Raw genomic sequence first — 23,874 nt, 5'->3', positions numbered from 1 at the left:
TTATGCGCATCGAAGTCTTACTGGATTTAAAAACTCGACTCGGCGAAAGCCCGGTCTGGGATGTCGAACAGCAGCGTCTTTGGTGGGTGGACAGCCTCGACGGGCGCCTGTTCGCCTGTAACGCGCAGGGCGGCGCGATTAAGAGCTGGGACGTGCGGCAGAAAATTGGCTCGTTCGCCCTGCGCCAGAACGGCGAAGGCGCGGTGGTGGCGCTACAGAATGGCGTGCATCTGCTCGACTTCGCCAGCGGCGAGCTGACGCTGCTGCACCATCCGGAAGCGGACCGGCCCTTTAACCGGCTCAACGACGGCAAAGTCGATCGTCAGGGACGTTTTCTGTTCGGATCGATGGATATGCGTGAAGAGGAGCCGAGCGGCGCGCTATATCGCCTGGACGCCGATCTGTCACTACACGTGCTGAAGAAAAATATCATCGTCTCTAACGCCCCCTGCTGGAGCCCCTCCGGCGAGACGTTCTATTTTGCCGATACCTGGACGGGCGAAATCTGCGCCTGGGACTACAACACCGCGACCGGCGATCTCTCCGGAGAACGAGTCTTTTGCCGTGTCGATAGCAGCGAAGGCGGCGCGGCGGATGGCGCCACCGTGGACAGCGAAGGCTATCTGTGGAACGCGCTGGTCTACGCGGGCAAGCTGGTGCGCTACACGCCGGAGGGCAAGATCGATCGCATCATTGAGATGCCGGTGAAAAAAGTGACCAGCGTTATGTTCGGCGGCGAAAACCTCGACGTGCTGTACGTCACCTCAATGGCGCAGCCGCCCCTCCCGCGCTTCCCGGAAGATAATCAGCTGCGCGGCAGCCTGTTCGCCCTGTACGACCTGGGCGTGACCGGCGTAGCGGAACGGCGTTTTGCCGGCTAAGCGAACCTCCGGCTCGCCGCGATAACAATAATACCCGGCGAACTGACTCTGACCCTGACACCAGGCGGCGCGCATCATGCTGTCGCGACGCCGCGGAGTAAACACGACTATGACAACAATCAATCACACACCTGCCGGCGAACAAGGTGGAAAAAAGCGGCTGATACATCGTTTCTCCTGGGTTTCGCTGCTGGTTTGCTGGCTAATCTGGGTGCTTAACGCCTACGATCGCGAGATGATCCTGCGCCTTGGCCCGGTCATCTCTAAAGAGTTTTCGCTCTCGCCGGAACAGTGGGGCAACGTCGTCGCCCTGATTATGGTTGCCCTCGCGGTGCTGGATATCCCCGGCTCCATCTGGAGCGATCGCTACGGTTCAGGCTGGAAACGAGCGCGCTTTCAGGTACCGCTGGTGCTGGGCTATACCGCCCTCTCTTTTCTTTCCGGTATTAAAGCGATCAGCCACGGGCTGACGGCCTTTGTGCTGCTGCGCGTTGGCGTCAACCTCGGGGCCGGCTGGGGCGAGCCCGTCGGCGTCAGCAACACCGCAGAGTGGTGGCCGAAAGAGAAACGCGGCTTCGCGCTGGGGGTGCATCATACCGGCTATCCGATTGGCGCGCTGCTGAGCGGCGTGGTGGCAAGTCTGGTGCTTTCCGCATTTGGCGAAGGCAGCTGGCGCTACTGCTTCCTGCTGGCGCTGATCGTCGCCATCCCGCTGATGATTTTCTGGGCGAAATATTCCACCGCCGATCGCATCAACACGCTTTATCAGCATATCGATAGCCAGGGGATGACGCGCCCGGCGACCCAGGAAAGCAGCCATGTTGCCAAAGGCGAAGGGATGAAGACCTTTTTACGCACCCTGCGCAACCGCAATATTTCGCTAACGGCGGGCAATACCCTGCTGACGCAAATTGTCTATATGGGCATTAACGTTGTGCTGCCGCCGTATCTTTATCACGTCTCCGGCCTGTCGCTGGCAGCATCCGCCGGGCTAAGTATTATCTTCACGCTTACCGGTACCCTGGGCCAGATAATTTGGCCCTGGCTGTCCGATAGCTTTGGCCGTAAACGTACTCTGATCGTCTGCGGTCTGTGGATGAGTATCGGCATTGCGCTGTTCTATTTCGCCACCAATATGCCGCGTCTTATCGCCATTCAGCTATTTTTTGGCCTGGTGGCCAACGCCGTGTGGCCTATTTACTACGCAATGGCTTCGGACTCCGCCGAAGAACGCGCCACCTCTACCGCCAACGGCATTATCACCACGGCGATGTTTATCGGCGGCGGCATTTCGCCATTGCTTATGGGCTGGCTCATCCAGTTCGGTGGGGGATGGGAAAATCCGGCGGGTTATATCTACGCCTTCTTTACCATGGCGGGATGCGCGCTGCTGGGGATGTTATTGCAGCTCATGACCACCGATAAAACGCCGCGCAAAGCGCATTAACGCAGGAGAACGCATGAAGATTGTTATCGCGCTGGATTCGTTTAAGGGTAGCTGTAGCGCGCAGGCCGCTTGCGCAGCGGTAGCACAGGGGTTGCGCCGGGTTGACGAGGGGCTGGAGCTGGTCGAAATGCCCGTGTCAGACGGCGGAGAGGGGCTGCTCTCGGCCCTTGCGGAAAGTCCGCAGCTGAAGGGCGCAAGGTGGCAGCAGCAGCGTTGCTCCTCGCCTTACGGTCTCTCCGTAGAGGCCGCGTTTCTGATCCTGCCCGGCGAACGGGCCATTATCGAGATGGCGCAAAGCTGTGGGCTGGAGCTCACGCCGAAAGCGCAGCGGGATGTGCGTCTGGCCAGCAGCTTTGGGCTGGGTGAGCAGGTAAAAGCGGCGCTGGATGCCGGATGTCGGCATTTGATTATCGGGCTGGGCGGCAGCGCGACCAACGATGGCGGTATCGGTTTTGCCCAGGCGCTTGGCGCCCGCTTCTGGCGCGAGGACGGCACGCTGCTGCCGGTTCCCGCGGCGGGTCAGGATCTTGCGCATATTCAGCGCATCGATTTAAGCGCCATGGATCCACGCTTACGACAGGCCGAAATACAGGCCTCCTGCGACGTCACGAATCCTCTGCTTGGGGAAGATGGCGCCACCTGGGTGTATGGCGCGCAGAAAGGCGCGGACGAGGCCGCGCTCAGGGAACTGGAGGCGGGTATGGCGCACTACAGTCGGCAGCTTACGCAAACGCTCGGCTACGACGTCAGCGAACGGCCCGGCGCCGGGGCCGCGGGCGGTATGGGGGCCGCGCTGATCGCTTATGCGGGCGCCACGCTGCGCCCGGGCATTGACCTGGTGCTGGAACTGCTTAACGCCGACCGCCATCTTAGCGATGCCGCGCTGACCATCGTCGGGGAAGGCTGGCTCGATCGTCAGAGCGCCTTTGGTAAAGCCCCGGTGGGCGTGGCGGGCAAAGCGGCGCGCCACGGCGTACCGGTTGTGGCCCTTTGCGGCGGACGCGATGAGAGCAGTCGGCAATTGTATCAACACCATATTGACGCGATGTGGTCTATTTGCCAGCGCCCTATGCCGCTGGCGGAGTCGATGAACACATGCGAACAGCTCCTCGCCGACGCAGCGGAGAATGTTCTACGAACCTTTCTGAGCGGGCGGCGCGGAGAGGCACATAAGCGGATAACTGTATGATTATTACGACGGCGCTGGCTAATGAAATTGTCACCCGGGCAATGGCGATAATTCATCATAACGTGAACGTGATTGACCATCATGGACAGATCATTGCCTCAGGTGAACGGCATCGTATCGGCGAGCAGCATGAGATCGCCCGTGAGGTGATACGCACCGGTAAACGCATTTGTATTAACAACACCGCGGAAGCCGCGCGTTTCCAGAATGTGCATCCCGGTATTAATCATCCCATTATCTATGACGATCGCGTGGTGATGGTGGTGGGCATCAGCGGCGATCCCGCAGCGATCAGCCGCTATGCTGAACTGGCGGTACTCACCGCCGAGCTGCTGGTCCGCCAGGCCATAGAGATGCGGGAAACCAACTGGCGACAGCGTCTGCGCGATACCCTGTTTGGTCAATATCTTGATCAAGGCGCTTCGCCCGCCGGACAGGAAGCGCTTCATCGCCTGGTTGAGCTTGGCTTCGCTTTTGATGCGCCGCTGGTGCCGGTCGTGGTGACCGTGCAGGTTGAACAGCATCAGCTAAGCGAAATACTGAGTACGCTGCTGCGAGAATTCTCGCAGTTGGCCGGGGTAAGAGACGTCATTTTGCTGGGCAGCAATGAGATCCTGATCCTCAATACGCTGAGCGAATCCCAGGAAACGCTGCTGCGGGGCATCGAGTTTGTCCTCAGCAATCAGATCAGCCATTACCATATCGGCATTGGCGTGCAGGCTGACAGCGCTCCAGATATTCGCGAGGCCATCCGATTCGCCCGTTCGGTGATTGAGGTGGGGAGCAAAGTGCAGCCGCAGCGGCAGATCTACTACTTTCGCGAAATGGCGATGCTCTGCCTGTTCCGGGTGCTGGAAGACAGCTATATGGTCAATTTTTTTATCAATAACGTACGCCAGCTGCTTGAGCATGATTCCGGCGAAGTGCTGCTGGATACCCTCAGCAGCTTTATTGCCAATAACGCCGAGCCGGGAAAAACGTCGCTGCTGTTGGGGATTCATCGCAATACGCTCACCTACCGGCTGCAGCAGATTAAAAAGCATATTCAGCTCGATCCGATGGTCTTCACCGACCTGACGCAGCTGGCGGTGTCGGTACACTGCTATCGTCGGCAGAACCCGCGCCAGAGCGAATGGATTGATACCTTAAGCTAACGTGCGCCGGGCGAGCAGGCCGGTACGCGCCCTCGCCCGCCCTTCACAGCAAACACCGTGCCGGTCGCGTTCTGCTGGCCAGCAGAGGAGAGCGCTGACGTCAAAGACGCTCAGCGCCATCGCCACCTCGCACCGCGTATCACTCTGAGATCGACATTTATCAAAATAATAGCGCGCCCGGCGATTTTATCCCGACAGGCGCCTTCGTTGCCGAGGGCTGGCTTTTCGCCTCATCCCTTCAGCGAAGCTTGCTCGCTTCAGTCGCCATTTTTGTACACAAATTAATCAAATGGCACCTTTCTTGCCTTTTATCTACGTTCCCCGACCGCAGCATTCGTCGGCCAATGTAGATAAAAAGGACAGGAAAATGGCGCAAATGAATGAAAACATCGCGACCGCACCGGTCTCTCCCCTACGCGATTTTTTCGCGAAACCACGTATCATCGCCAGGCCCGGTTTTAACCGCTGGCTGGTGCCACCGGCCGCACTGGCCGTTCATCTCTGCATAGGTATGGCCTATGGGTTTTCCGTTTACTGGCTGCCTATGTCGCAGCTCATAGGAGGAAGCGAGTCCCTTCAATGCCCCGTCAATATGTCGTTCTGGCAGCAGCTGTTTACCCGCGATTGCGACTGGAAAATCTCCATGCTCGGCTGGACCTACACGCTGTTTTTTGTTTTTCTCGGCTGTTCGGCGGCGCTGTGGGGCAGCTGGCTTGAGAAGGTTGGACCGCGGCTGGTGAGCTTTATTGCCACCTTATGCTGGTGCGGCGGCCTGCTGCTATCCAGCGTCGCCATCTATTTCCATCAGCTATGGTTGCTGTGGCTGGGGGCCGGGGTCATCGGCGGAATCGGTCTCGGACTGGGCTATATTTCACCGGTTTCGACGCTGTTGCGCTGGTTCCCTGACAAGCGCGGAATGGCGGCCGGGATGGCGATCATGGGTTTTGGCGGGGGAGCGCTGGTGGGGGCGCCGCTGGCAAATGGTCTGATGAATTACTTCGCCGGTCCGACCGGCAACGGGGTATGGCAAAGCATTCTGGCGCTGGCGGCGATTTATGCGCTATTTATGCTTGCCGGTACCTTTGGCTATCGCCTGCCGCCCATGGGCTGGCACCCTTCGGGCGAGAAGGCGCAAAAAACGATCCGCAATAATCCCACGATCCAGGTGCACGTCCGCGTCGCCTGCCGTACCCCACAGTTCTGGCTGCTGTGGATGGTGCTATGGCTCAACGTCACCGCGGGGATCGGTATTCTCGGTATGGCTTCGCCGATGCTGCAGGAGATCTTTGCCGGCAAACTGCTGTCGCTCGATCTCAGCTGGCATGAGCTGAACGGCGAGCAGCTGAAACGCATTGCTACCATGGCCGCAGGATTTACCGGCCTGCTCAGCCTGTTTAACATCCTGGGACGGTTTTTCTGGGCATCGGTATCCGATCTGTGCGGGCGAAAAATGACCTTTGCGATCATTTTCTGCCTGGGCGCCGTGCTGTACGGGACGTTGCCGCTGGTGAATCACGGCGGCTATATCGCGCTTTATGTCTGCGCGATGTGCATTATCATTTCGATGTACGGCGGAGGCTTTGCCAGTATTCCCGCCTATCTGGCTGATGTCTTTGGCTCACAAATGGTGGGCGCGATTCATGGACGCTTGTTAACCGCCTGGTCGGCGGCGGGGATCAGCGGCCCGGTTCTGGTGAACTATCTGCGCGAGTATCAGCTGACGCACGGGGTCCCGCCCGAGCGCGTCTACGATATTACGCTGATGGTCCTGACCGGCCTGCTGGTGTTGGGTTTTATCTGTAATCAGCTGGTGCGTCCGCTGACGGAAGAGCATGCGATGACCGCGGAACAGCAGCAGCAGGCGAAAGGTCTGTATACCATCAATAAGGATGCTCAGCTCACGTGGGAGGCCCGCCCGTCCACGCTGCTGTTAACCGTAAGCTGGTTAGCGGTGAGCGTGCCGCTTTTATGGGGCGTCGGCACCACCCTCCAGCAGGCCGTGAAGTTCTTTATGTAAAGTCTTGCCGCCGATGCCGGGCGGCATCGGCCAGACGAGAGAAAACGCACTTTGCCGCACGTAACATAGTCAGCATCCATCGATAAAGTTATTCTAACGACTCAGGTGAATAGACTAACTGCCTATCAGGGAAGATAGACTGTCAGGCGAACTTTTACCGGTCGACTGCAGCCTTCAATGAATCTTCAGGAGAATCGATTGATGGTAAATATTTATATTGCGAGTCCTTTTTTCAGCGACGACCAGGTTGATCGCGTCCAGCGCGTCGAACAGGCGCTGACCGTCAATAAAACGGTAGATAAATTTTTCTCACCGCGCCTGGCCGATGCGGAGAATCTGGAATACGGCACTTTACCCTGGCGCGATTTCATCTTTAAGAACGATATCAAGCATCTCGACGAAGCCACGGTGGTGGTTGCCGTTGTTGATTTCTTTGACGATCACGTCGATAGCGGTACGGCGTACGAAATCGGCTATGCCCACGCGTTTAAAAAGCCGTTGATTATCGTTCAGGAAAAAGGGAATAAGCTAAACCTGATGATTTCAGAAAGTCTGACTTACTATACCCAAAGCGCTGAAGAGCTGGCGACTTACGACTTTACTCAACTGAAAAAGAATATCTTTACCGGCGACGTTTTCTGATACCACGCGGTCGTCTGAGCGACCGCTTTTTCCCTCGCCAGGGGAGTATTCATAGTCTTACCGGCGGTGCGACTCAATATGCGCAACGATCCGCTCTACCGCCTCTTCGGCGCTCAGTACTGAGGTATCCAGCACCAGGCTGGCAGAATGCCAGGGTTCGTAATCACGGGTGATGACCTTTTGCCAGTCCGGCAGGATATGGCCGCGAATGTCCGCTGCGCGGTTTTCCACGCGATCCCGATGCTGCGTTTGGTCGGAGCAGGTCACTTCTATCTCCAGATAAGGCGCGGCATTCTCGGTCGCGACCTCTCTCCAGGCCTGGCGGGTAATGGCGATGGGATTCACCGCATCGGCAATCACCACGTTGCCCAGCCTGAGGTTATCCGCAGCAATGGCGTAGGCCGCCAGATATCCGGCCGGTCCTATATCGTGCCGGGTGACGGTTTCGGCGCGGATCAGCGCCTGCTCAATCGAATCGATTCGTAACCAGACGGCCCCCAGCCTGGCGGCCAGCAGGCGAGCAATGGTTGATTTCCCGGTACCGGGCAGGCCGCCAAAGATCAGTAACATAGATATCCCGTTATTCAAGAGCCTTTAATGAATGACAACTTCCGGACGTTGATGACAATAGAGCGCCGATTGCCTCACGTCCAGCGCTGATGCGCGCACGTGGTATAAGGCCCAAAAACCACACAAAAAACAGGATTATTTTATCTCCGTTTAGGGTCGGTTGAGTTGGTTTACAGATACTAAGATGCAGGATGGCAGATTCCCCGGAGCCCGCATGAATACCCCGCCACGGCGTTTAATCCAGTACGGCAGCGTCATGTTGTTTCCGCTGGCGATGATTATTTATGATTTTTCGGCTTACCTGACCACGGATCTTATTCAGCCAGGCATTATTCATATCATCAACGAGCTTCAGGCTGATGTCACCCTTGCTCCGGCATCGGTCAGCCTGTATATGGCTGGAGGCCTGGCGCTGCAGTGGCTGCTGGGCCCTCTGTCAGATCGTATCGGCCGCCGCCCCGTTCTGCTCACCGGCGCCCTGGTTTTTGCTCTCTCCTGCCTGAGCATGCTGTTTGTCGCTTCGATCGCGCAATACTTCGTCGCCCGCTTTATCCAGGGAACCAGCATCTGTTTTATCTCGACCGTGGGCTATGTGTCGATTCAGGAAGCGTTTGGGGAAACCGATTCAATCAGAATCATGGCTGCGCTGACCTCTATCGTCCTGCTTGCGCCGGTTATCGGACCGCTGGCCGGCGCGGCGCTAATGACGGTGATGCACTGGAAACTGCTGTTTGCCATTATTGGCGCGCTGGGCCTGGTGGCCTGGGCCCTGCTGCTTTTTAAGATGCCGGAAACCGTTATCTCTCAGGGGCGGGGATTTAAACCGGGGGAAGTGCTGGCTGATTTCATCGCGGCGTTTCGTCATCCCGTGGTGCTGACAGGTTCGCTGGCGGTGGCCTTTGGCAACGTGCCGATGATCACCTGGGTGGCGCTCTCTCCGGTGATTCTGATTGAGCACGGCGGCATGTCTCCCGCGGCATATGCCTGGACTCAGGTGCCGGTGTTCAGTGGGCTGATTATCGCCAGCGCGATCGTGGCGAACGTGGTAAAAGACCCCACTTCGCCGCGCTTTATCTGGCGTACCGTTCCGATACAGCTGACCGGCCTGCTGATCCTGCTGGTCGGTAATCTTATGTGGCCGCATGTCTGGTTCTGGTCGGTGCTGGGTACCAGCATTTATGCGCTGGGGATTGGGCTACTTTACCCGGTGCTGTTCCGCTTCACGCTCTTTTCCCATCATCTGCCAAAAGGCACCGTGTCCGCCACGCTGAATATTCTGGCCCTGAGCGCGTTTGCCGCTTCCATTGAGGCAACCCGTTGGATCTACTTCCATGCTGGTGGCAGAATCGCCTTCCACTGCGCGGCGCTGATGGCCGGTCTCGCCGTGGTAATACTGGTTTCCCGGCTGCTGAAACTGCGTAAGCGGTATCAGGATAGTTCTGCGCCGCCGCAGACCGACGCTCAGAAACTGTAGTGCAAACGAGGAGGTCGTATGCCTTCCTGCGAGAGCGGATGCCAGCGATTTGCCGCGCGCAGGCTCTAGGATCTCCTGGCATTCATCGACACAAAGTTCCCGTCTACGATCCTCTTATAGCGCAAGCCTATTTCATTCATTTCTAATAAATCGCGGCAAAGTAAAAAGCCATTCATTTTCGTGGATTTAAAACCAAATTTTTTTATAGTGTGATTCTTAATGGCATAAACAGCTTTTTGGGTGATATTCAAGGTTTCCGCGAGATCCTTCACACTGGCTCCTGCCGACAGTCCTTTAAATATCCTTTTAGACCGCTGCGAGCTTTTTCTATACACGCTTCTCTTTGCTGATTTTATTTTTTGCAAAAACTCTTTTTTCGATAGGAATGAAGGAATGATCATAGGGTCCTTATCATTGTTGCAATCTGATACTTTACAATGCGTAATAACAAACACCTGCAGATTATAAGCCGCAACAAGGCGTAATAACACTCGTCGTTTCCTGATGCAATGAATATATAAAATAACTTTTTGATCGTAGGTAGCAAAAGATCTCACCACCGCTCTCAGTCCCGATGCATTTATGTCATTGTATAACACGGCATGATTTTCTGCCGCCTCATTCAATAAATGCCTGGCCCCCTGCAAAAAATACACATCGTCGGTAATTATGTTGATGATGTTCAAAGCTATTAAACTCCGGTTTAATATTTATTTATAAACAATATAAATCACCGACCACCAGCCTGTTAATCACAGAAGTCAAAAACAAAGTAAAAAACCAATATAAACAAGAGGCTGCATGAGAAACCAAATGGGTAATTCCCTGCAGGTTTAAGAGGTTAAGAAACTTAAATCATATAAAATGGCGGGGGGGACGTCGTTTAAATTTTCAATCGTTCAAGGCCGTGAGCAGACATCATAACCGAGTATGGTCATTTAGAATGGCACCCCGGTCGTCAACATAGTAGAACTGAATCTCGCTGGCGCTCGTCACCGGTATATTCCCCGAAAGAGCATAACGGCGCTGACTAAAAGGCGCGGTCATCATATCCATTTCCCGCTCAACATGCCGTTGCGTTTTTCCGTGACGAACAATAATGTCCGTAAACGATATATGCCAGGGCGTGGGATTGTCGCACTCCACGTACCAGCGCCCGCCTTCTTGTACTGCCCGGAATTTAAGACGTGCGGCCGCACTCTCGGGAGCGGGAGAGAGACCTTGTGGACGATAAAATATTTTTAACTGGGTGTTCATTGCCAGCTGCAGCCGGGATTGCTCCGGCATATTTTTACTGACGGGCGGAATTTCATAGAGGTTAATCCAGAACACGCTCTCGCGGTCTCGTGGCAAAGGCGTCTGGTTATAGACAATCCGCAGCCCCTGTATTCCTTCCGGCTGCAGGCGAAACACGGAAGGCAGCACAATAAAAGGCGCCCCCGTATAGGCCGGATTGCCGCTGCCGTCATCAACCCAGCTCTGCACAATGACCGGCCAGGAATTGGTATTAGCCAGCATCAGGCTGATTTCCCGGGTTCCTTCGGTATAGATGACTCGCGTGCCGCTCGCTATCAGTCCGGCATAAACGCGTAATGGCGCGAGAAACATTATCAACAGCACCGATATCCAGCCAACGCGGCGAAATTTGTTCACTGTATTTTCACCAGAACATAGGCTGTGGCATAAACTTTACCGGGGGTGACCGCCTGGCCGTCCAGTTTCTGCAGGGTGGCTAAAAATGTGCTGCTGTAGTGCGTATATCCCGCCATGGTGCTTCCAGCGTTATCGGCCGCCTCCAGTACCGGATACCATCCGGCATTTTCGCCACCGGGCGTGGTCAGGGATACCGTCCCCGGCTGACCCACGAAGTTCATTCTTTTCCCCTGCGCATTCTGCAGGGTAATTCCCACGCCCCGGGCCATGTTTTCGCCAAAATAATCATCAGAGACCAGATGCGTCACGCCGCCGCTGCCGTTCACCAGCCCCAGCGTGCTGGCCGCGCTGTATGACCCCGGGGAAACCTGAATACCAATCGCCGTCTGGCCTGCAGCCGTACCCGACTCGGCTGAATCACTGCACTCTACCTGCACGGTGAAGCTGGCGCTGGCGCTCCCCCCCTGTTCGAGTTCAGCAATAGAAATTGTGCGAAATAAAACCTGCGGGGTGGCATTGCGCGCCACGCAGGTAGGCAGGGAATAGAGGGTGTTCGCCAGCCGCATGCCGTAGCCAAAGCCGTTATCCGCTCCCCAGAAATCGTAGTTATAGGCGCTGTCCTCACCCGGGAAATCGCGTGCGAAACTGAAGCTGACGCTGCTGTCGCCGGACAGCTGGATGTAGGCGTTGGGCTGAGTCATGACGGAATTTTGACAGTAATAGTTACGCCCCGTCGCGGAAGCATAGCCAATACCAACCCCATCATCATTGTTGTTACCACAATAGGCCGATGCGGCGGAGGTTCCCGGCAGGCTGCTGATCCGGTACAGCTCGGCGACCAGAGGCGGGATATCCTGCAGGCGGATCTGAATCCTCCCCGTTGAGCTTGTGGCGTATGATGTGATGGGAACCTTCTGCCAGTGGCGGGTCAGCGTGACGCCGGACATGGTCTGTCTGATCCCGACGTAGGCGAACCAGGTGGCATAGACGTCGCTCAGGCCGTCGACCGTGCCGATATCATAAAAACCGCCGACGCGATCGTCGCCATTCGTGGCGACCAGAAAATAGATATTGGGAAGATCCGCGGCATCACATTCCCAGAGTACCGAAGCGCCGTTAGCCCCGCCGTGAGTGTAATTCGTTGGCGGCACCACGATGCTGGCCAGCATGGTACCGACCGGCTGCAGATAAGTATCCGTCAGGTTAATTTTCCCGAACGGTATCTGCGCGACATAGGAGTCTTCGGTCTGGGTAACCAGGGTCAGGGAACAGCTGGCGCCGGCCCGGAGGCTGAAAAGCGTCAGGCAGGCAAACAGCAAGTTAAGCAGGAAAGTTCGTCTTTTCATCATCATTATCTTCATCGCTGCGCATCAGGCGTCTGTCGGCAGACTGCGCTGAGTTTTGTCAGGTGCCGGGTGGTTTCTTTGGGGTTTATGCGGTAGGCCAGACGGCAGCGATCCCGCTCGTCGTCACCCCAGCGAACGATCAGCTCTCCCTCAGCGTGCTCCGTACGTAAATAGAGCTGTCCGTTCTGTCCGGCCATACCGATAATCGTCCCGTCCGGTTCAGTGACATCCGCCCCGAGCGGGACCGGCTCTCCGTCTGGCAGACGAGCATTAATCAGCATGGCATGGCCCGTCCTGGTGCGGAATACCACCCTGACGGCAGCGCCGGCCACCGGCGCGACCCGCCGCTCGCTGTCAACCAGTTCTGCGTTGCCATCAATTCCCTGGGGATCGAGCGTTACCCTGCTGTAACGATAGGGTGTGACGGAGGGCACCAGGGCGTAGCCCTGGCTGTCAATAATCGACTGGCCGGAGTTATATACGCTTGCCCCTGAAGCGCCTTTAGCCTCAACCAGCGCGAAGGTGTCGCTCAGATAAGGTCCGAACGTCACGCCGCCAGAATGAATGGCGAGCGCCCCCTGCGCATTACCCGACGCCTGCCAGTACCCCTCACCCCGGGAGGCATTGAGCCCCACGCTGACGTTGGGCAGCCGTTTTTGCAGGCCGCCGCTTATCGTTGTCTGATGATACTGCTGGTCGCGCATCACCCCCAGGTTATAACTCAGCGTCCGGGCATCATCGATCATGCCAGAGGTATTGCTCTGAAACTGGTCGCCGCCGCCGGAGGCGTGGGTCCAGGAGTTGCTGACAATCTGGGTGTTATTTTTATCGCTGAATCCCAGCGGAAAGGAGACGGATACTGCGGTCACGGTTTCCTTTCTGCCGGCCTCATAGCTCCCGCCTGCGTGCTGGCGGGAAAGGGAAATGTTGAAGCTCATACCGTTATGAAAACTGTTGCTGTAACCCGCCTGCAGCTGCGTATCCCGGCTCCGGCCGTCCCGGTAATTCTGCGTGGAGCCTGAGAGATAAATATTGCCGAAGGAACCAAACCCCTGGTTAAGGGAGATATCAAACCGGGATTGTTGCTGCCAGGAGGTGGAGGTCCAGCGATCGTGGTCGCGCATGGCTTTTCTTACGCCCAGGACGTCACCAAGTTCGCGATAGCCTGAGGTCGAATAGCGGTAGCCCGCCAGCGTCACGGTGGTTGCTGTCGGCTGGAATGTTTTACTCCAGGAAATGTGGGCCATGTAGCCCTTCACGTCATCGCCCTCCGGCATCCCCGCACGGGAGGCGGTGATGTCCAGGCCCAGAGCGCCTACAGAAGAGGCGTAGACCCCACCGCCAATGACCGCCTGATAGTCATCCGCGATCCGCAGTCCCGTATTGAGCGTCAGGGCATTGCTCAGCCCGTACTGCCAGGTCAAGTCGCTGAACAGAGAGTTATCGCCAGCGTCAACGGTACGCCCGACAGCCAGTCCATAGCGTGAGATCCTCGGACGCATGGACTCCGGTACGGCGGAGAACGGCACGCTGAACCGGCTTACGCTGCCGTCGGCCCCAGTGACTTCAACATCCAGATCGCCGCTGTAGCTGGTCGGATAGAGATCGTTAATATCAAACGGGCCGGGAGCGACCGTGGTCTGGTAAATCTGTCGCCCGTTCTGGGAGACCGTCACCTTCGACGTACTGCCTGCCACTCCGCGAATGGCCGGGGCATACCCTCGCATGGAATCCGGCAACATTCTCTCATCGGTGGCCAGGCTTATCCCCTTATAGCTCAGACCTGAAAACAGACGCCCGGTCGTGCTCAGTTCACCGGCGGTAAGCTGGCTGTTGAATGCCGGCAACGGGCGCTGCAGATACCGGCGGAGGGTATTCCAGTTTGCGCCCGAGTCACGATTCCACTGTACATTTGATAACTGGCGGAACTGCCACATCCCCAGATTTATCCCGCCGTTCATGGACAGCCAGCCGGAGTCCAGGTCCCGGGCGTTATTACCGGAGTAAGAGACGTGATAATAGTTTGTGATGTAGTTAATAAATCCCAGAGAACTGCCGGCTTCCAGTTCGCCGGGATCAACATAGCCGCGCGGCCGGATATTCATGTCAGCCTGCGGTATACTCAGCTCGAGCCGCAACCGGGATGTGTCAAAATGGCTGCTGCTGCCTTCAATCAGCGAGCTGAGGGAGAGACAGGTGTTGTTCTCTTTTGCGCCGGCAGGCAGACCGTTGCGGGGCGCAATCCCGGCTGCCGCAAGCTGACCGGGCGTCAGGCACGGCCGCACCTGCCCGCTTTCTGTTTCACTGAAGGTAATATTATCGCTGCTGACGAATCCACCATTCACGTAAACATCTACTTTGAAGTTGCCGGGGGCAATATTTCCCGGTTTGCTCAGCCGCATCAGCGCGGTTTCACTGAAACGACCGCCGCGAAACAGAGCAGGGTCAAAAGTATAATCATTTTCTTCAGCTATCCCTGCCGCTCCGGTAATACTCGTGCCGGAAGCAAACGTTACGGAAGCGGGGATTAAAAGGGTCAGGAGAAATAACCTGATACCTGCCATGGGATATTCGCTCAAATAAAAACGCATTACAATCGACGCTCAGTCACAATATCCACCCCATAGTCGTTAACAAGCACAAGACGTAAAAGAAGGCCTCTGAGGCTGGTTATTTCTGACGACGGGGTAACGACCAGTCCGGATTTAGGTGAAATCATCACCCCTTCCGCGAGGCGAATATCCTTTCCGTTGCGGACAAGCGTGGCCCGACGAACAGAGGCGTGATATTCGCTCTGGTTTACTATCCTGATCTGCTTACCTTCCATGCTGAGATGGATATGCTCTGACGTTTTTTCCGGATGCCCCGAAAGCGACGCCGGGCGGTAGAAAACTTTCACCCGATTAGTGATGGCGAAAATTAACTTATTTTGTTGCGTCGTTCCGGCTTTTAACGACGGCAGCTGGCTGAAATTAAAATAGAAGACAGATTCCCGATCGCCCGGCAACGGCTCTCCGGAATAGGTCAAACGGACAGACTGACCGCTATGAGGCTCCATACGAAAAACCGGCGGAGTGACTATAAACGGGGCAAAACCCTCCGGCGTTCCATTGTCAATCTGTACCTGTACAATATAAGACTGAGACTCCTGGTTGGTTAACTGGAGCGTTTTATCTTTGGCGCCTTCCGGATAAATAATTCGCGTACCCGTTAATATCACGCCTGCATTTGCATAGCCGGTAAAACCGAATATCAACAGAACAAACAATCGCAGTATCAATCGCATCGGGAAAATATTCCGCAAGATTATTTTAATATTAATATCATTTACTTTTTAAAACACAGGCCGGGTATACGGCCTGTGTTTTTATAAACTCAGAGGTAGCTCAGGGTATATTCCGCTACGGCAGTAATCGCACCCGGCGTAGCAGAAGCGGCATCAATAACATAATATTGTGCCCCAAAGGAGTGACTGGTGGAGGTATCTCCCTCGGGTAAAGAGAGGCCTGCAACATCGGTTACTCCTGACAGCACGACAGGCGTCGTTCCGGCATCGGTGGTGGTCAGCTGGATACCATAACCGACCGCAGCATCAGTGACTGCGCGGTTACCCAGCGTACCGCTGGCGCTGTCGACATCAAACCCCAGGAAACGGGTTTTAATCAACTGAGGGCCCTCGCCTGCCGCCGGGGCAGTACAGCCGCTCACCGTCACGGTAAATGGCGTCAGCCCGGCGGTCTGTCCATTCGCCAGGTTTCCGCCAAAGTCAGCGGTAGAGACTGTCGGTAACAGAACAACGGAGTTTGTCTCACCATTGATGCTGACCGAGCAGGTCTGGCTGGTGACTTCGCCCTGGAATGTGACCGTCGGCGTTACCGCAAATGCAGACCCGGATAATGCTGCAAATGAAAATAAAGCCAGCATTGTTTTAATAGAAGTTTTTGTGTTCACTTTTTCCTGTCCTTTGTTTATTGATTGTTTATTGAAATATTTTATGTAGTGCCTAGAATCAATCGTTTCCATGCACTCTGGATTTAGAGTGCCCCCTGGTAGTGACGCCATACTGATGTGATAAAAGTGACTTAAAATTCATAAATCATCTATAATATTTCCTCGTGAAAATCATCAAGAACCCACAATTACCATGGCTGTTCAGGCCTGTGCGCTGGAAGATTCTTATGATGCGGGAAGATTCCTGGTCGGGGTAGTTTATTAACTAAAAATGAATTCAAAATACAATTAAAACAATGAGTTAAAAACCATAACAAAATTTCATCATTAGTTGTCAAAATTATTTTTTTGGCGAATTTTCATATTTTTCCGGGCTCCAGTGAGAGAAAATATTTAAGGTTAAAGGTTTGGAATTTGTTTCATAAATTTTAGTTTTTGGTGATTTTTATGGTTAAATACATCTTGAATAAGCAAGTTATTTTCCTTCCTGGTGAGAAACAATTGTTATCGATAAAGGATGGAACCCGATTTACGATACTTAAGAGTAGTGCCCATTGCCTGGAGTTACTTCTGGAACGGCAGGGACAGCTGGTATCGCACTCTGATTTAATGGTTGCAGGTTGGGGTGAGGATGCTAAGCGTACGGTATCAAATTCGGCTTACTATCAGTCCTTTGTTAATTTACGCAACGTATTAAAAAAACTGGGTTGCCCGGATAACATTCTGTTGACTATTCGTGGCAAGGGTGTGCGGCTGAATGCCTACATTGCCGTGGAAAAGTATGAGGATAATCCACAAAATTCGATAGAGCGTATCCACTCAATCTCAGACGATCGTAATATCTTTCCCGTTACAGATAACCGGTATCAGGATGACCAGCTAGCGGATAAAAAAGGCATACAAACCGGTGAAATTTTCGCGCAGCCTGACACAGTAGCACCGCTTACGCCTGAAAATAAAAAACCCATCAAAATGATCTCGTATTGTCTGGCAATTTTCCTTCCATTGATAGGTTTGTTCGCCTTTTTTTTATATCGTTTCCCTTTTCATCAGGAATTCATTATCGAAGGTTACTCGCATATCAACGGCACGCCACCTTGCTACTTTGCCAATGCCAGAAATATAAATAACGATTTTGCCATTAACTTTATTCATGACGAAGGGTTAGTGTGTAATAAAGACATTAAATATTTCATTTCATATTTTTCAACGTCACCACGGTTAACCGTGTTTACGTGCGGAAAGGAAGCGTCTTTAAAATGTGACTCAACAACTTACATTGTGGCAAAAAATGAAAAAAATTAAATGGCTCGCTTTCTTATTGTTCTTTACAGGGTTACCTCAACAGGTTAACGCCAATGCTAATAACAAAATCGTTTGCGAAGCGAAACACTCTTTATATCATGGTCAATTTGCAATTAAAGCAACTTACCGGTTTATCATGAATGATAACAGCGGCGTTATTTTGATTAATGGTACCGCGCACCTTGGTCCGGAACGATATGCGATAAGTCGCGAAGTCTACTTTAATTATAAAAGACAAAGTGGTGATGACTATCTTCTCACCAGCCAAAGAGTCTATACCAATCCGATTGATACGTTGCCGGAGTTATTAGCGCAACAACACTACCCCTCTTTTTTCCTTAAAGAAAATAAAAAGTTAAACTTCCTCATTAATTCCGTTAATCAAACAGACTATATCATCAGCTTTGTCAGCACGCCTTTGTTTTATTGCAATGGGGAATAATACAGACGGAAACTCAACGATTTTTTTAAGTTATAGCAGGTTCTTACTATTAGATAACCTGGAGTAAACCCAAATATAATTTTATAAAAAACCATATTTGGGTTCGCATCACTCCGAAATGCTCACTCTTGCGCTAACAATGTTGTGCTGGCAGGCTTGATCTGCGGCAGTTTCATCACAGTACACCGCGTCATCCCCCCTGCGGCATGCTGCTCTGCCTGCTTCGTCGCTATTTATTTCTTCCGCCCCCGCCCCCGCCCCGGCGACGTCACCAGAATCATGCGGGTTAGCCCGCTCAAGTGATGCCCGGGTCAATCCTGGTCAATGTTCAACCACAGCCGTCACGCTTATGCAGCCCGGCGTGAGGAAGGGATGCGCGACGGAAACATCCGTTACTGCGGCGCGGGGAGGGATGGGGTAAAAAAACAGGGTTCAACTCTCTTTCGCCATAATGGTTGCGGTATAGGTTCGCCAGTTTCCGGAATCATTGATCACCGCATAGTTTACCGTCGTTCCCACGGCCGGTGCCTGAGAGAGCACCACATCCCGCCGCTCATACGGCGCGAGCATGATGTAACCGCTCCTGATTCCTTTTGTTGCCGTTACTGTCAGGCTCATATACCACGGCGTTGGGTTGGTTATCGTGATGCCCTGCGAAGCGATGCTGAAGCGCAGTTTCTGTTCATCATTGGCGGTGGGCGCCTTTAAACCGGTCGGACGAATAAATACCTTCAACCGCAGCCGTAGGGGTAACACTAGCTTGCGGGTAGAGCTTTTCGTCGCGCTCAGTTCGGGCGGTATCTGGTAAATGTTGAGCCAGAACAGGCTCTCCCGATCCTCTGGCAGACTGCGCCGCGAGCTCAGCATCACGCGAAGTGTTCTCAACTCATCCGGCTGCATTTTAAAGACGGGCGGCAATACCACCAGCGGCGTACGGCTATTATCGGGTGAAGAGGCGGTCTCTCCGGCGTCGGTCCAGACTTGTAACAGCATTGGCGTTACGCTGTCGTTTGCGAGCGTCAGCGACTGGGCAATATCGCTAGCGGCGAATACGAGCCGGGTTCGGTCAACGTTAACCGCAGCAAACGGCGCGGAATTGACGCCTGCCAGCAACAGCAGCGCTAACACCGCCTTACTGAAAACTAACCACTGCCTGTAACTGCGCATTCACGCTCCCTACCGTTACCGGTTGTCCACCGAGCGCCTCAAGGGAGGCGGTAAAATCACCATGCCAGACCTCTACCGAACCACGGTCTTTTTTGCTCGTTAGTACGGTGAGCTCTTTATATCCATACCAGCCACGGGAGTTGCCCGTCCCGGTACTCACTTTGTCCGGCAAAAGGTTAAGCGGCACACCGCCCTGATCGTAAATCCGTATTCCTACTCCGGAAGCCACGCCCTTTCCGCCATAATGCGTGTCCAGTAACCAGGTCAACCCACCGCCGGTGGTCGTCAGGCCAAGGCGGCGCGCGGCGGCCACGGCGCCGGGCTGATTGACTAAAAAACCCAAGGCTACGTTAGCGACACTAGTGGTGGGATGAGTCGAGGACATCGCGCCAGCTTCGCACTCCAGCGTTATGCTGAAAGGCGCTTCGCTGCTTTCGCCAGAAGAGAGCGCCTCCGCTGTAATGGTAGGAAGCAGCACCGTCGCGGGATAATCTTCAATGGAGCAGGCCGCGCCGCGAATATAGGTGACCTGATTGTAGCTACTCCACGCACCGGGCCAGGATTCGGGCCAACCATAATAACTTGAAGCATGATCCATACCGGGTTGAATAGCGGAGGTCAGTAAGCCAGGCCCCTTGAATGCGATATAACCGCGCGGCTGGTTATAGGTGTCTTTGTTAATTCTGTCGTTAAAAATATATTGATCCGAGGCGGCGATTTTAAGCATCTCATACAGGACATTACTAAATGCGCCTGCGGGAATATAAATTGCGCGATCGTCCTGAAACCAACTATCCGCAGTGAGCTGGCGCTGCTTCCAGAAGCGGCTATAGTATTCGCCGGTACTCAGATTCGTCATGCGTACCGCGACGTTACGTTCCGCGTCATAGTAGGCTCCCTCCACTTCTTTCGCCCGACGCCCGCCAACAAAGTAGTTATCGCCGTTGGTTGAATACAGTTCATACAGCTTCCCGGCGTCCTGCAAATCACAGCGGTAAAGCACCTGCTTTGCCGTATAGGGCGTCTGAACGCCTGCAGTGAGGAAATTACCCACCGTACTGGCAAGCACGGTGCCGGAAGGCTGAAACTTATTATTCGCGCTAACGCTAATGACTGACGGCAGACCAAGATGACCGATATTGTCATCAAAGGCGCCGCGCCAGAAGCGCGCGGTATAGCCTGCTTTAATCGCCGCCTCCGAAAGGAAACTATTATCCGTCACTTTAACGCAGTTAGCCCAGGACGCGGTGCTGAAAAGCAGGGTAGCAGCAAGTAGCAGCGTTTGGCGAAGATAACACATGAGACTATTCCCTCTCGCAGGTCGTTGTAAGATAAATCACGTTTTCAGGCGAATGTAGATCGAACTGGTAGGGCACATGGCAACGTCGATCGGTCCCTTTTCCCCAACGCACCAGCAATGAGCCTGAGGGAGTGCTGATACGGGCATAAACCTGCCCACCCTGCCCGACCATCCCAATGACGGCCCCTTCGCTGTTAATGACCTCGGCCCCCATCGGCGGGATGCCGCCATCCGCCATTTTCACCGCGATAAGCACCGCTTTGCCGGTAATCGTGGAGAAGTTCACCCGCGCGATCGCGCCGGCATAGGGAACAACTTGTTGGCTTCCCCCCGTCAGTTCAGCATCGCTGCGCATCTGGCGAGTATCGAGTGAGACGTTGTTGCGACGATACGGAGATAGCGCAGGTAAAATGGCGTAACCGAAACTGTCGATTACCGCCCCCTGACCGTTCTGGACGACTGCGCCCTGCGCGCCATCGGCGTGAATTAATGCAAAAGTGTCGCTGGCGTAAGGACCGAGCGTCACGCCACCGGAATGCAGCACCAGGGTCCCGGAGGAGCCCAGCGCCACCTGCCGATAGTCCTTTCCCTGGTCGTAGCCCGCACGCAGCGCGCCAAAACGGGTGTTTTGCTGGAGATTACCGCCGAAAGTCGTCGATGCCCCTTCGTCCCCATTGCGATAGCGCTCATAGCCGCCATAAACAGACCAGGAGAGTTCGCTCTGCTCGCCACGGGTCCCGGTCATCGACAGGGTTGAAGAGTGATTCGCGCGCGACTGGTTATAGTTCATCGCTACGGATGTCGGGCTATCGCCCCAGTCAAATGGAATGGAGAGAGTAAAAGACAGCGTCGTCTCGGTATATTTTTGCCGCTGGCTCAGATCCTGCGGTTCGTTAACGCTGCGGTAGAAGCGGCCATAGTCCCAGGTGGAACGCTGCCTGGCGAGGTTAAATCCATAACTCACTTTTCGCCACTGGTTGCTGTAGCCTAGCTGCAGCTGCGTGATCCGCGACTGATTATTGTAGTAATCGGCGGTACTGGCGCTGAGATTGAGCGTACCTGAATGGCCTAAGGGCTGGCTGACGGTCGCCGAAAGGCGTTGACGTTGATGCAGCGTATCGGAGTAGTAATCAATGCCGTTTTGCGCCTGTCGACGTACGCCAAATACATCCTCCAAATCGCGGAATCCACCGGTTGAGTAGCGATAGGCCGCCAGCACCAGATTCGTGCCTGTGGAAAAGGTCTTGCTATAGCTCAGCTCCGCTCGCCAGCCCTGCTGACGGTCATTATGCTCCACTCGCGCGCCAGACCAGGTGGCGTTCATGCCGAATGCGCCAAGGCGGGTCGCCCATACGCCGCCGATCAGCCAGGCCTGATAATCATGCGCCAACCGCGATCCGAGGTTAAGAGTGAGATTATTATTTACCCCGTGCTGCAGCGTCCCCTCAAGGAAGCGGTTGTCGATGCGGTAGTACTGGCGGACCTTGCCAACAGCAAAAGAGTAGTGCCAGTTGCCTGGTCGCACCGAGTCGGGAACCGCAGAATAGGGCACGGTAAAGCGCGATACTTTTCCGTTAGCCTCAATCACTTCAACCTGCAAATCACCCTGATAGCGGGTGTTGTAAAGATCGTCAATAGCGAACGGTCCGGGCGGAAGATGGGTTTCATAGATAACTTTGCCCAGCTGTTTGACGACCACCCGCGCGCTGCTTGCCGCCACGCCGCGTACCTCTGGCGCATAGCCGCGTTTGCCCTGCGGCCACATGCGCTCATCCGTGGCGAGTTTCATACCATTAAACGACAGGCTGCCGAATAAACTGGAGTCAGTGTAGTTATCGCCAAACGTCAGGATGCTGTCGATTGCGGCGAGTGGTCGCTGCACCCAACTGCGTACGCGATTGTAATGCCAGTCGCTACCGCTCTGGTTGCTGTCGGCATAGCGCAGGTTACCCTGATGGCGGAGCTGCCACAGTCCAATGTTGCTGCCAGCGTTGATCCCGCTCCACAAATACTGGTAGCGGAAGTGCTGGTGGGTGTTGTCCGTGTGGGTCCAGTTGGTGTTATGGCGTAAAAACAGAGCCAGCGCGCCGCTGTCCCACTGCGAAGGCGGAAGATAGCCGCGCGGCTTGTGTATCAGCTCGCTCATCGGCAGCGTAAGCCGGAGCTGTAGCATCGCGCTATCAAATTGCCATTCGCCCTGGGATACCCATTCCCTGAGCGGACGACAGCTATTTTGAGGCGCTTTGTCCGGGAGCGATTTTACCCGAGCGGCCTGCATCAGCGATAACGGAAGGCAGGGCTCCGTGCGTTGTTCGCCATTAGCTGGAGTAAAGCGGATCTTTACGCCGGATTTTAGCAGCGAGCCATTGACCATAACGTCAACCAGATACTCTCCGGCGGGCGTACCGGGTCCGTTAACGCTCGCCATACCTTGCCCGTAAGCCGTCCCCTGCAGCAGAGAAGGATCAAAATAGTATTCTTCGCCAAAAGCCTGACCGGAGCAGGCTACGGCTAAGAAAACGAAGATGTTTTTGCGACAGAACTTAACCTTCGGCGACATGATAACGCTCGCTTATCCTTGCACCCTGGTCGTTAACCAACGTCACAGTGACGGTACCGTTAAGCGAGTTGGCGCTGAATTTTCCAGGTATCCAGAAAGTACGGCTGGAGAAAGGTGGAACCATTTCGACATTAAGCTGACGTGATACGCCGCTTGCCGTCACGCTCAGGTTGCTGAGGGATGCATACCAGGGCTGCGGGTTGCTGATAACAATACCGGCACCTTTTCGGGCATTACGCACTACGGTAACGTGCAGCTTTTTAGCCAGATTGCCCGGTGAACCAATCCCTTCCGGCCTGTAAAAAAGTTTGATCCGCGTCCGTAACATCACCAGCACTTTATTCTGCTGACGGCCGCCGATATTGGCCGGCGGTACCTGCAATGCATTGAACCAGAAGACAGATTCACGATCGGGCGGCAGCGCTTTACGCTGGCTATACACCACGCGCACCACCTGGCCTGCTTTTGGCTGGATACGAAATACCGGCGGCGTCGAGATAAAAGGAATGCCGCTCGCGTTCTCTGGCCCAATACGCATATCGCCATCGTCAAACCAGGTTTGTACGACATAGGGAAAGTCATCGTTATTTTTTAGCTGTACATCGACAGAGGGTACGGTCGACGGGTAGATAATCCGACTGCCTACAATGGTGACGCTGGCCCATACCGCGGCAGCGGGAAGAAACAGGAGTAGCAGCGCCATCAGATAGCGCAGCCCTGAACGGGTAGCATCCTTTTTCATTGCAACAACTCCATTGCTATCAAAAGGGTCCGAC

Annotated in this window: 20 protein-coding genes; 9 read left to right on the top strand and 11 right to left on the bottom strand. The window is 54.6% G+C overall.

The genetic code is table 11. The features are described from left to right. The first annotated feature begins 2 nt into the window (after positions 1-2). From K2184_RS22970 to K2184_RS22945, 6 genes are all read left to right on the top strand, one after another. Entirely contained in the window at positions 3-881 is an 879-nt protein-coding gene (locus tag K2184_RS22970) for an SMP-30/gluconolactonase/LRE family protein (RefSeq protein WP_004105431.1), read from the top strand. A 76-nt stretch (positions 882-957) separates the two neighbouring features. Then, positions 958-2,328, top strand: coding sequence for an MFS transporter (locus K2184_RS22965; protein WP_004105439.1), 1,371 nt, complete (start codon positions 958-960; stop codon positions 2,326-2,328). 13 nt (positions 2,329-2,341) lie between these two features. Next, a complete protein-coding gene (locus tag K2184_RS22960; protein WP_126489532.1) occupies positions 2,342-3,517 on the top strand; it encodes a glycerate kinase in 1,176 nt (391 codons plus the stop codon). Next, positions 3,514-4,671: a CdaR family transcriptional regulator gene (locus K2184_RS22955; RefSeq protein ID WP_163525461.1), complete on the top strand. Its 1,158-nt coding sequence runs from the start codon at positions 3,514-3,516 to the stop codon at positions 4,669-4,671. The genes K2184_RS22960 and K2184_RS22955 overlap by 4 nt, the downstream gene beginning before the upstream one ends. A 367-nt stretch (positions 4,672-5,038) precedes the next feature. Further along, a complete protein-coding gene (locus K2184_RS22950; RefSeq protein ID WP_047720700.1) occupies positions 5,039-6,688 on the top strand; it encodes an OFA family MFS transporter in 1,650 nt (549 codons plus the stop codon). A gap of 201 nt (positions 6,689-6,889) precedes the next feature. Next, positions 6,890-7,330 carry a nucleoside 2-deoxyribosyltransferase gene (locus K2184_RS22945; protein ID WP_024274674.1) on the top strand — a complete coding sequence of 147 codons (441 nt, stop codon included), beginning with the start codon at positions 6,890-6,892 and terminating at the stop codon, positions 7,328-7,330. Positions 7,331-7,387: 57 nt separating this feature from the next. Here the strand turns inward: K2184_RS22945 and K2184_RS22940 are convergent, their stop codons facing one another. Further along, a complete protein-coding gene (locus tag K2184_RS22940; protein WP_047720699.1) occupies positions 7,388-7,900 on the bottom strand; it encodes an AAA family ATPase in 513 nt (170 codons plus the stop codon). 214 nt (positions 7,901-8,114) lie between these two features. Here K2184_RS22940 and K2184_RS22935 point away from each other — a divergent pair, with 214 nt between their 5' ends. Beyond that, positions 8,115-9,374, top strand: coding sequence for an MFS transporter (locus tag K2184_RS22935; protein WP_064370288.1), 1,260 nt, complete (start codon positions 8,115-8,117; stop codon positions 9,372-9,374). Between the two features lie 65 nt (positions 9,375-9,439). On the opposite strand, the gene K2184_RS22930 is transcribed toward K2184_RS22935, so the two are convergent. The 6 genes from K2184_RS22930 to K2184_RS22905 all read right to left on the bottom strand — a co-directional run bounded on the left by K2184_RS22930 (position 9,440) and on the right by K2184_RS22905 (position 16,297). Beyond that, positions 9,440-10,060 (bottom strand): hypothetical protein, encoded by a 621-nt coding sequence (locus K2184_RS22930; RefSeq protein ID WP_004105453.1) that lies wholly within the window; start codon positions 10,058-10,060, stop codon positions 9,440-9,442. A gap of 232 nt (positions 10,061-10,292) precedes the next feature. After that, positions 10,293-11,027, bottom strand: coding sequence for a fimbrial biogenesis chaperone (locus K2184_RS22925; protein WP_004105455.1), 735 nt, complete (start codon positions 11,025-11,027; stop codon positions 10,293-10,295). Next, a complete protein-coding gene (locus K2184_RS22920) occupies positions 11,024-12,373 on the bottom strand; it encodes a fimbrial protein (protein WP_224227114.1) in 1,350 nt (449 codons plus the stop codon). The genes K2184_RS22925 and K2184_RS22920 overlap by 4 nt, the downstream gene beginning before the upstream one ends. Before the next feature lie 11 nt (positions 12,374-12,384). Continuing rightward, complete coding sequence (locus tag K2184_RS22915; RefSeq protein ID WP_196552858.1) at positions 12,385-14,937, bottom strand: fimbria/pilus outer membrane usher protein; 2,553 nt, start codon at positions 14,935-14,937, stop codon at positions 12,385-12,387. 26 nt (positions 14,938-14,963) lie between these two features. Further along, positions 14,964-15,641, bottom strand: a complete 678-nt coding sequence (locus K2184_RS22910; protein ID WP_016809688.1) for a fimbrial biogenesis chaperone — start codon at positions 15,639-15,641, stop codon at positions 14,964-14,966. A gap of 107 nt (positions 15,642-15,748) precedes the next feature. After that, positions 15,749-16,297: a fimbrial protein gene (locus tag K2184_RS22905; RefSeq protein WP_032729050.1), complete on the bottom strand. Its 549-nt coding sequence runs from the start codon at positions 16,295-16,297 to the stop codon at positions 15,749-15,751. A 474-nt stretch (positions 16,298-16,771) separates the two neighbouring features. Between K2184_RS22905 and K2184_RS22900 the strand changes: the two genes are divergently transcribed. Then, the gene (locus tag K2184_RS22900) at positions 16,772-17,629 is read left to right on the top strand and encodes a winged helix-turn-helix domain-containing protein (protein WP_163525456.1); all 858 of its coding nucleotides are present in this window, start codon (positions 16,772-16,774) and stop codon (positions 17,627-17,629) included. Further along, positions 17,616-18,071, top strand: a complete 456-nt coding sequence (locus K2184_RS22895; RefSeq protein WP_049591607.1) for a hypothetical protein — start codon at positions 17,616-17,618, stop codon at positions 18,069-18,071. Before K2184_RS22900 ends, K2184_RS22895 begins: the two co-directional genes overlap by 14 nt. A 432-nt stretch (positions 18,072-18,503) precedes the next feature. Here K2184_RS22895 and K2184_RS22890 read toward each other — a convergent pair whose 3' ends face one another. The 4 genes from K2184_RS22890 to K2184_RS22875 are packed head-to-tail and all read right to left on the bottom strand — an operon-like array spanning position 18,504 to position 23,840. Next, positions 18,504-19,238: a fimbrial assembly chaperone gene (locus tag K2184_RS22890; RefSeq protein WP_163525454.1), complete on the bottom strand. Its 735-nt coding sequence runs from the start codon at positions 19,236-19,238 to the stop codon at positions 18,504-18,506. Then, positions 19,204-20,538, bottom strand: coding sequence for a fimbrial usher protein StbD (stbD, locus tag K2184_RS22885; protein ID WP_064406954.1), 1,335 nt, complete (start codon positions 20,536-20,538; stop codon positions 19,204-19,206). The genes K2184_RS22890 and stbD overlap by 35 nt, the downstream gene beginning before the upstream one ends. A 4-nt stretch (positions 20,539-20,542) precedes the next feature. After that, the gene (locus tag K2184_RS22880) at positions 20,543-23,098 is read right to left on the bottom strand and encodes a fimbrial outer membrane usher protein (RefSeq protein ID WP_163525452.1); all 2,556 of its coding nucleotides are present in this window, start codon (positions 23,096-23,098) and stop codon (positions 20,543-20,545) included. After that, a complete protein-coding gene (locus tag K2184_RS22875) occupies positions 23,082-23,840 on the bottom strand; it encodes a fimbria/pilus periplasmic chaperone (protein WP_004105474.1) in 759 nt (252 codons plus the stop codon). Before K2184_RS22875 ends, K2184_RS22880 begins: the two co-directional genes overlap by 17 nt. Positions 23,841-23,874 lie beyond the last annotated feature (34 nt).

Source organism: Klebsiella sp. K5-306, from assembly GCF_051835185.1.
In the GTDB taxonomy this organism is placed as follows: domain Bacteria; phylum Pseudomonadota; class Gammaproteobacteria; order Enterobacterales; family Enterobacteriaceae; genus Klebsiella; species Klebsiella oxytoca.
This window is presented reverse-complemented; position numbering and strand designations above follow the sequence as displayed.